The 14,749-nt window shown below is 67.1% G+C and carries 12 protein-coding genes; 6 read left to right on the top strand and 6 right to left on the bottom strand.

Features of this window, described 5'->3' with window-relative positions:
* Positions 1-44: 44 nt before the first annotated feature.
* The 5 genes from HTY53_RS08670 to HTY53_RS08650 all read left to right on the top strand — a co-directional run bounded on the left by HTY53_RS08670 (position 45) and on the right by HTY53_RS08650 (position 5,384).
* A complete protein-coding gene (locus HTY53_RS08670) occupies positions 45-482 on the top strand; it encodes a CBS domain-containing protein (RefSeq protein ID WP_174106081.1) in 438 nt (145 codons plus the stop codon).
* A gap of 291 nt (positions 483-773) precedes the next feature.
* On the top strand, positions 774-2,273 hold the full coding sequence (locus HTY53_RS08665; RefSeq protein ID WP_174106080.1) for an MDR family MFS transporter: 1,500 nt from the start codon (positions 774-776) through the stop codon (positions 2,271-2,273).
* Positions 2,274-2,364: 91 nt separating this feature from the next.
* On the top strand, positions 2,365-3,042 hold the full coding sequence (locus tag HTY53_RS08660) for a glutathione peroxidase (RefSeq protein ID WP_174106079.1): 678 nt from the start codon (positions 2,365-2,367) through the stop codon (positions 3,040-3,042).
* Positions 3,043-3,088: 46 nt separating this feature from the next.
* Positions 3,089-3,940: a fumarylacetoacetate hydrolase family protein gene (locus tag HTY53_RS08655; protein ID WP_174106078.1), complete on the top strand. Its 852-nt coding sequence runs from the start codon at positions 3,089-3,091 to the stop codon at positions 3,938-3,940.
* A 214-nt stretch (positions 3,941-4,154) separates the two neighbouring features.
* Positions 4,155-5,384, top strand: a complete 1,230-nt coding sequence (locus HTY53_RS08650) for a M20 aminoacylase family protein (RefSeq protein ID WP_174106077.1) — start codon at positions 4,155-4,157, stop codon at positions 5,382-5,384.
* 37 nt (positions 5,385-5,421) lie between these two features.
* Here the strand turns inward: HTY53_RS08650 and HTY53_RS08645 are convergent, their stop codons facing one another.
* Positions 5,422-6,219, bottom strand: a complete 798-nt coding sequence (locus tag HTY53_RS08645) for an AraC family transcriptional regulator (protein ID WP_174106076.1) — start codon at positions 6,217-6,219, stop codon at positions 5,422-5,424.
* Between the two features lie 276 nt (positions 6,220-6,495).
* Between HTY53_RS08645 and HTY53_RS08640 the strand changes: the two genes are divergently transcribed.
* Positions 6,496-7,779 (top strand): MFS transporter, encoded by a 1,284-nt coding sequence (locus tag HTY53_RS08640; RefSeq protein ID WP_174106075.1) that lies wholly within the window; start codon positions 6,496-6,498, stop codon positions 7,777-7,779.
* On the opposite strand, the gene HTY53_RS08635 is transcribed toward HTY53_RS08640, so the two are convergent.
* From HTY53_RS08635 to HTY53_RS08615, 5 genes are all read right to left on the bottom strand, one after another.
* Positions 7,716-8,597, bottom strand: a complete 882-nt coding sequence (locus HTY53_RS08635) for a DUF72 domain-containing protein (RefSeq protein ID WP_254599863.1) — start codon at positions 8,595-8,597, stop codon at positions 7,716-7,718. The two genes, HTY53_RS08640 and HTY53_RS08635, sit on opposite strands and share 64 nt — an antisense overlap.
* A gap of 16 nt (positions 8,598-8,613) precedes the next feature.
* Positions 8,614-8,955, bottom strand: a complete 342-nt coding sequence (locus HTY53_RS08630) for a nucleotide pyrophosphohydrolase (RefSeq protein WP_174106073.1) — start codon at positions 8,953-8,955, stop codon at positions 8,614-8,616.
* A gap of 44 nt (positions 8,956-8,999) precedes the next feature.
* Positions 9,000-9,416 (bottom strand): hypothetical protein, encoded by a 417-nt coding sequence (locus tag HTY53_RS08625; protein ID WP_174106072.1) that lies wholly within the window; start codon positions 9,414-9,416, stop codon positions 9,000-9,002.
* Between the two features lie 682 nt (positions 9,417-10,098).
* Positions 10,099-11,574 carry an efflux transporter outer membrane subunit gene (locus tag HTY53_RS08620; RefSeq protein ID WP_174106071.1) on the bottom strand — a complete coding sequence of 492 codons (1,476 nt, stop codon included), beginning with the start codon at positions 11,572-11,574 and terminating at the stop codon, positions 10,099-10,101.
* Position 11,575: 1 nt separating this feature from the next.
* Entirely contained in the window at positions 11,576-14,728 is a 3,153-nt protein-coding gene (locus HTY53_RS08615; RefSeq protein ID WP_174106070.1) for an efflux RND transporter permease subunit, read from the bottom strand.
* Between the last annotated feature and the right edge of the window lie 21 nt (positions 14,729-14,749).

Genomic DNA, 14,749 nt, shown 5'->3' with positions numbered 1-14,749 from the left:
CCGGCGCGGGCAGCAGTCCTTCCCGACCCGACCAGGAGTGGATGATGAAAACTGCACGACAGGTCCTTGCGTCCAAACCGACGCAAGCCATCTACAGCATCCAGCCGAGCGCGACCGTTTATGCCGCGCTCCAGTTGATGGCGGAAAAGAGCATCGGCGCGCTGCTGGTGATGGAGCATGGCAAGATCGTCGGCATCCTCAGCGAACGCGACTACGCGCGCAAGGTCATCCTGATGCAGCGGACGTCCCGCGAAACGCTCGTGCGGGACATCATGACCACCGCAGTCGTCTATGTACGCGCCGACCAGACCACGGACGAATGCATGGCGCTGATGACGCAGCACCGCCTGCGCCATCTGCCGGTCATGGAAGGCGACGAGCTGATTGGCATGCTGTCGATCGGGGATCTGGTCAAGGACATCATCTCCGAGCAACGCTTCATCATCGAGCAGCTGGAGCAATACATCGCCGGCAGTCGCTAGTACCGCGCGAGCCGGACCAGCGGGCGGCATATTCGGTAAACGCATATAATTCTGCGTTTACTGAATAACAGATGAAGCCGGTCCGTCAGGGCTCGCTTCGGCCGCGCCGTGCGGCCGCGTGCAGCGGCCCAGGAAGCGGCCGCCTGCCGCCGCTCCCCGATGTCGCGCCCCGCCGTTTCCGATCGCCCTACCCCAGCTTCCCCCACCACTCCCGCTTCGATCCCTTCGTCCGGCACCGCGGTCCCGGCATCGGCGCAGACCGCCGTCCCCGCCGTGGAACATCGCGCGATCATGCGCGTGATCGGGGGCATCGTGCTGTGCATTCTGCTCGCCGCACTCGATCAGACCGTGGTGATTCCGGCGGTGCCGGCAATCGCCGAGGATCTCGACGGCTTTGGGCATCTGTCCTGGATCGTCACGGCCTACCTGATTACTTCGACCGTCACCACGCCGCTGTACGGCAAACTCTCGGATTCGTTCGGCCGGCGCCGGCTGCTGCTGGTAGCGATCGCGCTGTTCGTGCTGGCCTCGCTGGCGTGCGCGATGGCGGGCTCGCTGCAGCAGCTGATTCTGTTTCGCGCGCTGCAGGGCATCGGCGGCGGGGGCCTGATGTCGCTGGCGCAGGCCGCCATCGCCGACGTCGTATCGCCCCGCCAGCGCGGCCGCTATCAGGGCTATCTGGCGGCGGTGTGGGCGGTGGCCTCGGTGGCCGGACCGCTGGTCGGCGGCTGGGTGTCGGACCATCTGTCGTGGCGCTGGCTGTTCTGGATCAATCTGCCGCTCGGGCTGCTGGCGATGTGGTTGTGCCATCGCGGCCTGCGCGCCCTGCCCGCCCCGGCCGGCAACGCGCGCGTCGACTGGGGCGGCGCGCTGCTGCTGACGGTGGCCATCGTCTCCTTCCTGCTGGCGATGAGCTGGGGCGGCGAGCGGTACGACTGGCTGTCCGCGCCGATGGCCGGATTGGCGGCGCTGACCGGCTTCAGCGTGCTCGCGCTGGTCTGGCAGGAACGGCGCGCCAGCGATCCGATGCTGCCGCCACGGCTGTTCGCCAACCGCAGCTACGTTCTGGGCGTGGGTGCCTCGGCGCTGGCCGCTTCGGCGCTGTTTCTGTGCGTCTTTGCGCTGCCGCTGCATTTCCAGCTGGTGCGCGGCGCCGATGCCGCGATGTCGGGCATGCTGGTGGTGCCCTTTCTGCTGTCCACCGTGGCGGGCAACTTCGTGGTCGCGATGCTGGCGCCCCGGCTCGGCCGGCTGCGCGGGCTGCTGACCGCCGGTTTTGCCGCCGCGGCGCTCGGCCTGGCAGCGCTGTCGACCGCGACGCCGGCCAGTTCGCTGACGCTGCTGCTGGCGGCGATGATGGTGACCGGCGTCGGGCTGGGCATCTGCATGGTCGGCACGTTGATGAACGTGCAGAACGCGCTCGAGCGCCGCGACACCGGCGCCGGCACCGGCGCGCTGCTGGTGCTCCGTTCGCTGGGCAGCGCGCTCGGCGGCGCGTTGGCCGGCACGCTGCTGACCCTGGCCTTCCGCGGCGCCTTGCACGCGGCCGGGCACGACAGCATCGCGGCGCCGCTCGACCTGGGCGCGCTGCGCCATGGCAGCGAAGCGTTCGCCCAACTGGCGCCCGAGCTCCAGCACCGGCTGGCCGGGGGCGTCGAGGCCGGCTTTCACTGGATCTTCGCCACCGGCGCGGCGGCGGCCCTGCTGGCGATCAGTCTGGTCCGTCGTACGCCGGACGTCGAGCTGCGTGGTGCCGTGTCCGACCACGTCAAGCCGCTGGCGATGGAATAACGGGCGCGGGCCCCGTGCGCCGCCGGTCCTTGGCCCCCAGGCACCATGGCCGGCGTAGACTACGGGTCACCGTTCGATGGAGATCGACGCCATGACCCGCTTTGCTTCCGCCCCAAGCCAACCGCTGCAGCGGCGCCGCGCCGCCCTGCCCTTGGCCATCGTCCTTGCACTTTCCGCTCCGGGCGCCCACGCCGCCGGCGAACAGGGTGCAAACCGCTCTGCCACCGCTGCCCCGGCCGCGAGCCCGGCCGCCGCAGCCAGCTGTCCCGCCACGCTGAACTTCCGCTTCCCGAGGCTGCAGGACGAGGCCGAACAGAACCTGTGCCAGTACGCCGGCAAGGTCGTGCTGGTCGTCAATACTGCCAGCTATTGCGGCTTCACGCCGCAGTACGAGGGCCTGGAGGCGCTCTACGCCAAATACCGCGAGCGCGGGCTCGTGGTGCTGGGCTTTCCTTCCAACGATTTTTCGCAGGAGCCGGGCTCGGAGAAGGAGATCGCCGACTTCTGCTTCAACACCTACGGCGTCAAGTTTCCGATGCTGGCCAAGACGCATGTACGCGGCAATCAGGCCAATCCGATGTATGCGCTGCTGGCCAGGGAAAGCGGCACCGCGCCGAAATGGAATTTCCACAAGTACCTGATCGACCGCGACGGCCGCGTGGTGGCGAACTACCAAAGCTCGGTCAAACCGTCGGACCGCCAACTGGTCTCGCGCATCGAGCAATTGCTGGCCGCACCGCGCCAGGCCAATCAGGCGGCGGCGAATTGATCGGCGGAAAGCTTGCCGAACACCAACAAGGAAAACGAGGAGAACCATGAAGCTGGTACGTATTGGCAGTGCGGGCGCCGAGCGGCCGGGGCTGATCGATGCGCAGGGTCGCGTGCGCGACCTGTCGGCGGTGATCCGCGATATCGACGCGCGCACCCTTTCGCCGAACATGCTCGCCGAGCTGGGCGCGCTGGACCCCACCACCCTGCCGCTGGCCGATGGGCAGCGCTTCGGCGTGCCATGGACGGGGATCGGCAAGATCGTCGCCATCGGTCTGAACTACGCCGACCATGCGGCCGAGGCCGGCATGCCGATTCCGACGGAGCCGATCGTCTTCATGAAGGCCACCAGCGCGCTCAATGGCCCGGACGATCCGGTGATGCTGCCGCGCGATTCGGTCAAGACCGATTGGGAGGTCGAGCTCGGCGTGGTGATCGGCACGCGCGCGCAGGACGTCCCGCCGGCCACCGCGCTCGATCACGTGGCGGGCTACTGCGTGGTCAACGACGTGTCGGAGCGCGAATTCCAGATGGAGCGCGGCGGCACCTGGGACAAGGGCAAGGGTTGCGACACGTTCTGCCCGGTGGGCCCCTGGCTCGTCACGTGCGACGAGGTGCCCGATCCGCAGGCGTTGTCGCTGTGGCTCGACGTCAATGGCGAACGGATGCAGAGCGGCACCACGGCGACGATGGTGTTCGATGTCGCCACGCTGGTCAGCTACGTCAGCCGCTTCATGACGCTGCATCCCGGCGATCTGATCTGTACGGGTACGCCGCCGGGGGTCGGCATGGGTTTCAAGCCGCCGCGCTTTCTGCGGGCCGGCGATACCATGCGCCTCGGCATCGAGGGATTGGGCGAGCAGACGCAGCGCGTTCTGCCCTACTCGCGCGCGGCGTGATGACGTTGGATCGCGTCGTAACACAATGAAACACGACGGGGGCTCTGATCCCATCGAGACGATCGAGTTCCCCCGACCCTGCGCGCATCAGGGTGGACCGTACCCCGTTAGCAACAGTTCTTAAAACAAATGCGCTCCAAAGGTCAAATCGCATAGGCACTCGTGATCCTAAGTGGAATACTGTCCTTCATGGACTAGCCAATACGAGCGTCTCATGTCAGAAGTTGATCCCCCCATTCTTGTGTCCCGCCTCGGCGCCGATCTCACCCCGGCCTACTGCGAGTTGTCCGATACGCTGGACAGCCGCGCCGAACTCGAGGCGATTCGCCGCACCATTCACCAACACCCCGAACTCGGATTCGAAGAGCACCGCACCGCCGAACTGGTGGCGCAGCGCCTCGAGCGTTGGGGCTACACGGTGACGCGCGGTGTCGGCGGCACGGGCGTGGTCGGCACGCTGCGCAACGGCGACAGCGGGCGCAGCATCGGCATCCGCGCCGACATGGACGCGCTGCCGATTCTGGAATCGACCGGCCTGCCGTATGCCAGCGTCCATTGCGGCAAGATGCACGCCTGCGGCCACGATGGCCACACCGCGATCCTGCTCGGTGCCGCGCGCCAACTGGCACGCACGCGCAATTTCGACGGCACCGTCAATCTGATCTTCCAGCCGGCCGAGGAGATCGGCGCCGGCGCCAGCGGCGCCCAGCGGATGCTGGCCGACGGGCTGTTCGAACGCTTTCCCTGCGATGCGATCTTCGGCCTGCACAACCATCCGGGCGTGCCGGTGGGCACCTTCATGTTCCGCGCCGGCCCGATGATGGCCGCCTGCGATACCGTCACGATCACCATTCGCGGCAAGGGCGGCCACGCGGCGCGGCCGCACCAGTCGATCGATCCGATCCTGGTTGCGGGCAGCCTGGTGATGGCGCTGCAGACCATCGTGTCGCGCAATATCGATCCGAACGAAACCGCGGTGGTGACGATCGGCTCGCTGCATGCCGGCCATGCGCCCAACGTGATCCCCGAAAGCGCCAAGCTCGAACTGAGCGTCCGTTCGTTCAGTCCCGAGGTGCGCGCCACGCTGGAAGCGCGCATCCGCCAGCTGGTGACCTCGCACGTCGAGGGCTATGGCGCCGCGGTCGATCTCGATTACCGGCCCGGCTATCCGGTCGTGGTCAACAGCGAAGCGGAAACGGAGTTTGCGCGCCAGGTCGCCGAGGAGCTGGTCGGGCCGGACAAGGTCGTGGCCCAGATCCCGCTGATTTCCGGCAGCGAGGACTTCGCCTATTTCCTGCAGCAGCGTCCCGGCTGCTTCGTGCGCCTGGGCAACGGCGCCGGCCGTCCGCTGCTGCATAACCCCGCCTACGATTTCAACGACGACAACTTGACGGTGGGCGCGGCGTACTGGACGCGGCTGGTCGAGCGCTATCTGGCTGCCTGAGCCGCGCCGGCCTGCGGCAAACCGGCGACAAACCCGCTCAGCGAAAGAACGCGCTGGGCGGCACGCCGAACTGGCGCCGGAACATCGTCGCAAACGCGCTCGGGCTCTGGTAGCCCAGTTCGAGCGCCACCTCGACCACCTTGACGCCCGCCGCCAGCCGCTCCAGCGCCGCCAGCAGCCGCGCCTGCTGACGCCACTGGCCGAAGGTCATGCCGGTCTCGCGCGCGAAGCGCCGCTGCACCGTCCTGCCGTCGATGCCGAGCTGCCGCGCCCAGTCGGCCAGCGTCATCGGCGTATCGGGCATTTCCAGAATCGCGGCACAGACGCGCCGCAGCGCCGGGTCGACCGGATGCGGCAGATGCAGCGGCAGCGCGGGCAGCAGCACCACCTCGTCGAGCAGCAGCTGCATCACGCGGCCGTCGCGGGAATCGGGGGAATAGGGCGGGACGATGTCGATCGCCGCCAGGATCAATTCGCGCAGCAGGGGCGAGACGCCGAGCACGGTGCAGCGCGTCGGCAATCCGGGGGCCGCATCCGGGCGGATATACGCGGTGCGCATCCGCACATGGCCTACCATGCGAATCCAGTGATCGGTGCCGCCGGGCACCCAGATTGCCCGCGTTGGCGGCACGATCCATTGGCCCTCGTCGGTTCCGACGACCATCACGCCATGCACGGCATGCAGCAGCTGCGCGTGCGGATGCCGGTGGCGCGTGGTCAGATGGCCCGGCTGATAGTCGGCGGCCATCGCGGCCACCGGCATCGGGCCGCGGTCGTAGGCCATGTAGCGCGGCGGCGCGGGCAGGGCGTCGGCGTGGGGAATGGCATCGGCCATTTCGATCGGGCTCCCGTATCAGGCAAAACGATGTGGCGAAACGATGTGGCGAAAGCGTGGCGCAATGATGGCGGAATAGGGCGATTATCTGTCCGTTTCGAGATGGTGGCAGTCTCAATCTCGCAGGACAGGCGCCGGCGCAAGGAATAGCATCACCGTGTTCGCGCGCGTGCGGCCTTGCTGCCGTGTTGCTCCCGCGGTCTATCCCACTGCGGCCCGACCGCTCGTAACGCTCCCAACGCTCCCAAGAAAAAAGTCCAACGAGAGACCTTTGCCATGGCTTCGCGAATCGATTCCCTGTCTGCCGATTTGGCCAATGTGCCCGATGCCGCCGTGACACCGGCCGCGCCCGCGGCACCCGCGGCATCGGCGACGGCCACTGCCGACGCCGGTGAACGCACCGGCTTCCGCGTGCTGTCCGCCATCAGCTTCGCCCACATGCTCAACGACATGATCCAGTCGTTGATCCTGGCGATCTACCCGATGCTCAAGGGCGGCTTCAACCTGAGCTTCGTGCAGATCGGCCTGCTGACGCTGACCTACCAGATCACCGCCTCGCTGCTGCAGCCGCTGGTCGGCCTGTACACCGACAAGCATCCAAAGCCGCATTCGCTGGCGGTAGGCATGGGCTTCACGCTGGCCGGCCTGCTGCTGTTGTCGGTGGCGCCCAGCTATGGCGTGCTGCTGGTGGCCGCGGCGCTGGTCGGCACCGGCTCGTCGATCTTCCACCCGGAATCTTCGCGCGTGGCGCGCATGGCCTCGGGCGGACGCCACGGACTGGCGCAGTCGATCTTCCAGGTGGGCGGCAATGTCGGCAGCGCGGCCGGACCGCTGCTGGCAGCGGTGGTGGTGCACACGCAGGGCAGCATCGCCTGGCTGTCGCTGGCGGCCCTGCTGGCGATTGCGGTGCTGTGGCGCGTGGGCGGCTGGTATGGCCAGCGGCTGGCCGAGCATGCCCGCGCGGCACGCAAGGCGATGGCAAGCGCGCCGCGCCTGCCCGCCCGTACCGTGGCCCGCGCGATGGCGGTGCTGATGGTGTTGCTGTTCTCGAAGTACTTCTATATGGCTTCGCTGGGCACCTATTACACCTTCTATCTGATGGAGCGCTTCGGGGTGCCGCAGCGCTCGGCCCAGCTCTATCTGTTCGCCTTTCTGTTCGCGGTCGCGGTCGGCACCATCCTCGGCGGCCCGATCGGCGACCGCATCGGCCGCAAGCGCGTGATCTGGTTCTCGATCCTGGGCGTCGCGCCGTTCACGCTGATGCTGCCCCATGCCGACCTGTTCGGGACCGCCGCGGTGTCGCTGGTGATCGGCTTCATCCTGGCCTCGGCGTTCTCCGCGATCCTGGTGTTCGCGCAGGAGCTGATTCCGGGCAAGGTCGGCATGGTCTCGGGCCTGTTCTTCGGCCTGGCCTTCGGCATGGGGGGCATCGGCGCCGCGGTGCTCGGCGGGGTCGCCGACGCGCACGGCATCGAGACGGTCTACCGCTGGTGCGCCTACCTGCCGTTGCTCGGCGTGCTGGCGATCTTCCTGCCGGAAACCCGCACGCGGGCCTCGTAGTCCGGATCCAGACGCGACAGCAGCGCGGTCGCGGCGGCCGGCGCGCGCTCCTTCTCGCCATTGATGAAGAACACGAACACGTCGCGGCGGCGCGCCGGTACGTCGTTGTCGTCGACGCGCGGCAGCCCCTGCGGCGCCTCGCCGCGTGCCCACGCCTGCGCATGCTCGGCCCAGGCGTCGAGCGTTTTCGGCGCGTAGCCGTACTTCAGCCTGGCGTTGCTGCGCATCAGCCGTGCGTAGACGAAGTCCCCGGTCACATCGGCGAAAGAGGGGAATTTCTCGACGTCGGTGAACACCGTGGCGGCCTTGTACTGGCGGGCGAGCGCCAGGAATTCGGGGCAGGCAAAGCTGGCATGGCGCACTTCGACAACATGGCGCAGCCGGATGCCATCGGCTTCCGGTGGCAGCAGCGCGAGAAAGGCCTCGAAATCCTCGCGGTCGAACGCCTTGGTCGGGGCGAACTGCCAGACGATCGGCCCGAGCTTGGCGCCCAGTTCGGTGATGCCGCTGTCGACGAAGCGTTCGATCGATTCGCCGGCCTCGGCGAGTACCCGGCGGTTGGTCGCATAGCGCGACGCCTTGACCGAGAAGACGAAATCGTCGGGCGTCTGCTCCTTCCACTTGATGAACGACTCGCGTTTCTGCGTGCCGTGATAGGTGCTGTTGATCTCGATCGCGGTCAGCATGTGGCTGGCGTACTCCAGCTCGCGCGCCTGCGGCAGGCCCGCCGGGTAGAACGTGCCGCGCCACGGGGCATAGGTCCAGCCGCCGATGCCGACGCGGATGGCGCCAGCCTGGGTCGATGCATTCGCTGCCATGACGATCCTCCTCCGATTAGCGATTGACTTCAGATGGCGTGATCGCGGGGTACTTGGCGGCATTGAGCGCGATCTTGTCGCGCACCGCAGCGTCGAGATCGACCTCCAGCACACTGGCCAGCTCGACCAGGTAGATCAGGATATCGGCCAATTCCTGCCGCACATGCTCGCGCTCGTCCGTCGCCATCACGGTGTGGGACTCTTGTTCCGTCTTCCACTGAAAGATCTCCACCAGCTCGGCCACCTCGACGCTCAGCGCCATCGACAGGTTCTTCGGCGAGTGGTACCGCGCCCAGTCCCGGGCGCGGATGAAGTCGTTCAGCACCTGCTGCAAGCGCTCCGTTTCGATCAGTTTCATCTGCGCGTCCTTGCCCACCGTAGGTTGTCCGGTTGTTCGGTGGACTACTTTACCGCGCCTGTCTCCCTGCCGGTTTGACACGCCGCCGGCTGGTCCGCGGGCCCGGGCGGCTCGTTGGCGAGCAGATCGGCGGCCCAGCGCGCAAACGCCTCGCCGCGGGTCGAGCCCAGACGCGCGCCGACCAGCAGCACCGCGTCGAGCGCGTAGCAGGTCGGGCCGGGCGCGATGCCATCGTCGCGCAGTGCCTCCTTGCGAATCGAGGCCGAGCCGAGCCGGCGTCCGCAAAACACGGCCTTCAATTGCCTCGCGACATCCTGCTCCGAGGTTCGATACAGCGCCGCCATATTGTCCAGCGTCATCCACAGCTTGCCGTCGAGCACGCGGCAGGCGACGCGCGACAGCGAGTCCTCGGTCTGGTAGTAGCGCCGGTCGGCGCTGTCGGCATTGGCATTCTCTGTCACGGTCGATATCCCATGGTCTGCAACGTGGAAGAACGAAGTCGGACGCAAGGTATCGCTTTCCGGGGCCGGACAAGAACAGCTGGCGCCGATCGGGCGACGCTTTTTAGTGAATTCGGCGCGAAAACTAATGCTGCCGACGGCCGGAAACGAGGCGGGGGAAATGGAATCGCAACGGCACGGCAAGGGAAATGACCGGGAAAAGGGGAGCGGAAAGACGGGGGAGGGAAGGGGACAGCGAGGGAATGACCGGGGGAGAAAAAAAGCCAACTACCAGGGAAGGATGACGTGCGACCCAACGAGGAGCTGGGGTTGGTAGCTGGCTCCCGCAAGCGTTGACGGGTGAACCGACAAACGCGATCGTAGGTGCATCGGCCGGCCGGTTCTTCAGAAAAACGCGACGGACTATAACCGTCGGCAAGCCGCTGCGGCTACATCCAGTCCTTCATCGACGTTTCGTCCGGGCAAGGGCAGGTACATGCACGGCAAACTCGGGCATCTGGATCTTCCCGGCCAGCAGGTCAGCGACCTTGGAAGCCTTGATCGTCCATTGGCTGTAGGTGGAACGATGCCCAGGTCGGAGCGCGACCTTGCGCATGCCGCGCAGATGCGCACCCGGGATGCCTGTCAGTAAAAAAAGAAAGCGCCCGAAGGCGCTTTCCTTGTGCTGCTGACAGCCGCGCCTTCAGCGCGCGGTGCCGTTCTGCGGCGTCGATGCCGACGCGACCGGCCCGGTCTCGGACAGGCCGCCGCCAAGCGCCCGGTACAGGTCGATCGCGTTGTTCAGCCGCAGCTGCCGCGCCTGGATCAGGGCCTGCTCGGCGGTGAACAATTGACGCTGCGCGTCCAATGCCTCGATCTGGCCGGTGATGCCGCTGCGGAAGCGCAGATTGGCCAGTTCGAAGCGGGCCGCTTCGGCGTTGCGCACCTGCTCCTGGCCGGTGACCTGCTCTTCCAGCGTGCCGCGTGCAACCAGCGCGTCGGCCACCTCGCGGAAGGCCACCTGGATGGTCTTCTCGTAGTTGGCCACTTGGATGTTCTTGCGCACGTTGGCCAGGTCCAGGTTCGACATGTTCCGGCCGAAGTCGAAGATCGGCAGCACCAGTTGCGGCGCGAACGACCACGCCTTGGTGCCGGCCTCGAACAGGCCCGAGAAGTCCCGGCTCATGCTGCCGAGCTGGCCGGTCAGCGAGATGCGCGGGAAGAACGCGGCGCGGGCGGCGCCGATATTCGCGTTGGCCGACAGCAGCTGCTGTTCGGCCTGGCGGATATCGGGACGCTGCTCGAGCAGGTCCGACGGCAGTCCCGGCGGGATGTCCGTGACGAAGCGCTCCTCGGACAGCGTGCGCGCCGGCGGCAGATTCGGGATCGAAGCCAGCGGCGTGCCGACCAGCACCTCGAGAGCGTTGCGCGCCTGCGCGCGCTGGCGCGCCAGTTCGGCGACCGACACGCGCGCTTGCGCGACCAGCGACTCGTTGTCGCGCAGGTCCAGCGCCGAGGTGGCGCCGGCCTCGAAGCGCTGCTGCGCCAGGCGGAAGGTCTCCTCGCGGGTCTTCAGCGTGTTCTGCGCGATCGCGTACTGCTCGTCGTAGGCGCGCTCGGCCAGATAGGCCTTGGCCACTTCCGACACCAGCGAGATCTGCGCGGCGCGGCGCGCTTCCTCGGTGGCGAAGTACTGCGCCAGCGCGGCGTTGGACAGGCTGCGCACGCGGCCGAAGAAGTCGAGCTCGTACGAGGTGATCGCGCCGCCGGCCTGCCAGTACTCGGCCAGGTAGCCCTGGCCCAGCGGCGAGGCCGCGCCCGACACCCGCTGGCGCGTGTAGCCGCCGGTCGCATTGACCGTCGGCAGCAGGTCGGCCCGCTGCACCTGGTACGTCGCGCGCGCTTCCTCGATGCGCAGCGCGGCGGTGCGCAGGTCGCGGTTGTTGTCCAGCGCGGTCGCGATCATCGCCTGCAGGCGCGGATCGCGGAAGAACTCGCGCCAGCCGATATCGGTGGCCCGGCGCGTCTCGCCGGTCTTCACCTCGGACTGGCCGAAGCCTTCGGTAGCGGTCGGGAATTCGCTCGCCACCGGCGCGGCCGGCCGCTCATAGCGTGGCGCCAGCGTGCAGCCGGACAGCACGCCGGCCACCAGCAGCAGCGCGGTCAGTGTCTTGGTCATGTCAGATTTCCTCCTTCGGGTCCAGCCACTTCTGGTCCAGCATGCGCTGACGCTCGCTGCCCTTGAAGCGTTTGCGGATCACCACGAAGAACACGGGCACCAGGAAGATCGCCAGCACGGTGGCGGTGATCATCCCGCCCATCACGCCGGTACCGATCGCACGCTGGCTGCCCGAACCGGCGCCGGTCGAAATCGCCAGCGGCAGCACGCCCAGGATGAACGCGAACGACGTCATCAGAATCGGCCGGAAGCGCAGATGCACCGCCTCCAGCGTCGCGTCGATCAGGCTGCGTCCCTGCGCCTGCAGGTCCTTGGCGAATTCCACGATCAGAATCGCGTTCTTCGCCGACAGGCCGATGGTGGCGATCAGGCCCACCTTGAAGTAGACGTCGTTGGGCATGCCGCGCAGCGTCACGCCGAGCAGCGCGCCGAGCACGCCCAGCGGCACCACCAGCAGCACCGCGGCCGGGATCGACCAGCTTTCGTACAGCGCGGCCAGGCACAGGAACACGATGATCAGCGACAGCGTGTACAGCATCGGCTCCTGGGCGCCTGCCAGGCGCTCTTCGAACGACTGGCCCGACCACTCGAAGCCGAAGCCCGGCGGCAGCTTGGCGAAGATCTCTTCCATCGCCGCCATCGCCTCGCCGGTACTGCGGCCCGGTGCAGCCTGACCGGCCAGCTTGACCGCCGGCAGGCCGTTGTAGCGCTCCAGACGCGGCGAGCCCATGATCCACTTCGACGTCGCGAACGCCGCGAAGGCCACCATGTCGCCGTTGCTGTTGCGCACGCGCAGCTTGGTCAGATCGTCCGGCAGGCGGCGGTCGGCGCCTTCGGCCTGGGCGATCACGCGGCGCACGCGGCCCTCGTAGATGAAGTCATTGACGTACGAGGAGCCGAACGCGATCGACAGCGTCGAGTTGATGTCGGCGATCGACACGCCCAGCGCGCGCGCCTTCTCCCGATCGATATCGATCTGCAGCTGCGGCGCGTCTTCCTGACCTTCCGGACGCACGCCGGCCAGCACCGGGTTCTGCGCGGCCATGCCGAGCATCATGTTGCGGGCTTCCATCAACTTGGCGTGACCCTGGCCCGAGCGGTCCTGCAGGCGGAAGTCGAAGCCGGACGAGTTGCCCAGTTCCGGAATCGCCGGCGGGTTCAGCGGGAAGATGATCGCGTCCTTGATGAACGACAGCGCGCCGAATGCGCGGCCCACCAGGGCCTGCGCGGTTTCGTCCGAGCCGGTACGCTCCTTCCAGTCCTTCAGGCGCACGAACGCGATACCGCCGTTCTGGCCGCGGCCGAAGAACGAGAAGCCGGCCACCGTGATCATCTGGTCGACGATCTTGCTTTCCTTCTGCAGGTAGTAGTCCTCGATCTGCTTGAGCACGCCGAGGGTACGTTCCTGCGTCGCGCCGTTGGGCAGCTGCACCACGGTGATGGTGTAGCCCTGGTCCTCGTCGGGCAGGAACGACGACGGCAGACGCTGGAACAGCAGCACGACCGCGGCGACAATCAGCCCGTACAGGATCAGATAGCGGCCGGTGCGGCCCAGGATCTTCGCCACCATGCTCTGGTAGCCGGTAGCGGCGCGGGCGAAGGTACGGTTGAACCAGCCGAAGAAACCCTTTTTCTCGTGGTGATGGCCCGCCTCGACCGGCTTGAGCAGCGTCGCACACAGTGCCGGCGTCAGCGTCAGCGCCATCAGGGCGGAGAACGCCATCGAGGCGATCAGCGACAGCGAGAACTGGCGATAGATGTTGCCGACCGAACCGGCGAAGAACGCCATCGGGATGAACACCGCGGTCAGCACCAGCGTGATGCCGACGATCGCGCCGGTGATCTGGCCCATCGCCTTGCGGGTCGCTTCGCGCGGGGACAAGCCTTCCTCGCTCATGATCCGCTCGACGTTCTCGACCACCACGATCGCGTCGTCCACCAGAATACCGATGGCCAGCACCATGCCGAACATCGTCAGCACGTTGATCGAGAAGCCGAACGCCAGCAGCATGCCGAACGTACCGAGCAGCGCGACCGGCACCACCAGCGTCGGGATGATCGTGGCGCGGAAGTTCTGCAGGAACAGGTACATCACCAGGAACACCAGCACGATCGCTTCGAGCAGGGTCTTGACCACTTCCTCGATCGAGATCTTGACGAAGGCCGAGGTGTCGTACGGGACGGTGTACTCGTAGTCCGCCGGGAAGAACTTCGACAGCTCCTCCATCTTCGCGCGCACCGCGGTGGCGGTGGCCAGCGCGTTGGCGGTCGGGGCCAGCTTGATGGCGATGGCGGCCGACTGCTTGCCGTTGGTGCGGGCGACGGTCGAATAGTCGGCGCCGCCGAGTTCGACACGTCCGACGTCGCGGATGCGCACCTGCGAGCCGTCCGGATTCACGCGCAACAGGATGTTGGCGAATTCCTCGGGCGTCGACAGCCGGCTCTGCGTGGTGACGGTGGCGTTCAGCTCGGTGCCGCGCGGGGACGGCGTGCCGCCCAGTTCGCCGACGGCGACCTGGATGTTCTGCTCCGAGATCGCCGCGGTGACGTCCAGCGGGGTCAGGTTGTAGCCGGTCAGCTTGGCCGGGTCCAGCCAGACCCGCATCGCGTATTCGGTACCGAACAGGTCGGCCTGGCCGACGCCGGGCACGCGGCGGATCGAGTCGAGCACGCTGGCCGACACGTAGTTGCCCAGTTCGATCGCGCTGGCGCTACCGGACTTGGACGTCACGGTCAGGAACATCATGTAGTTGTTCCCGGCCTTCTCGACGCGCACGCCCTGCTGGCGCACTTCGGCCGGCAGGCGCGCCTCGACGCGCTTGAGCCGGTTCTGTACCTCGACCGAGTTCAGGTCGACATTGGTACCCGGCTGGAAGGCGATGGTGATGGTCGCCAGACCGGTCGACTCGCTGGTCGACTGGTAGTACATCAGCCCGGGCGCGCCATTGAGCTCCTGCTCGATCACCGAGGTGACAGAGTCTTCGAGCGTCTTGGCGGAGGCGCCGGGGTAGGTGGCCGTGACCGAGATGGTCGGCGGCGCGATATTGGGATACTGGGCGATCGGTAGCTGCGTGATCGACAATATCCCGCCCAGCACGATGATCAGCGCGATCACCCACGCGAACACCGGCCGGTCGATGAAAAACTTGGCCATGAGGCTGGCTCCCTGTTTATT

Origin of the sequence: Cupriavidus gilardii (assembly GCF_013314895.1) — a bacterium.
Taxonomy (GTDB): Bacteria; Pseudomonadota; Gammaproteobacteria; order Burkholderiales; family Burkholderiaceae; genus Cupriavidus; species Cupriavidus gilardii_C.
The sequence above is the reverse complement of the archived record's forward strand: the minus strand, read 5'-3'. Positions and strand labels throughout refer to the sequence as shown.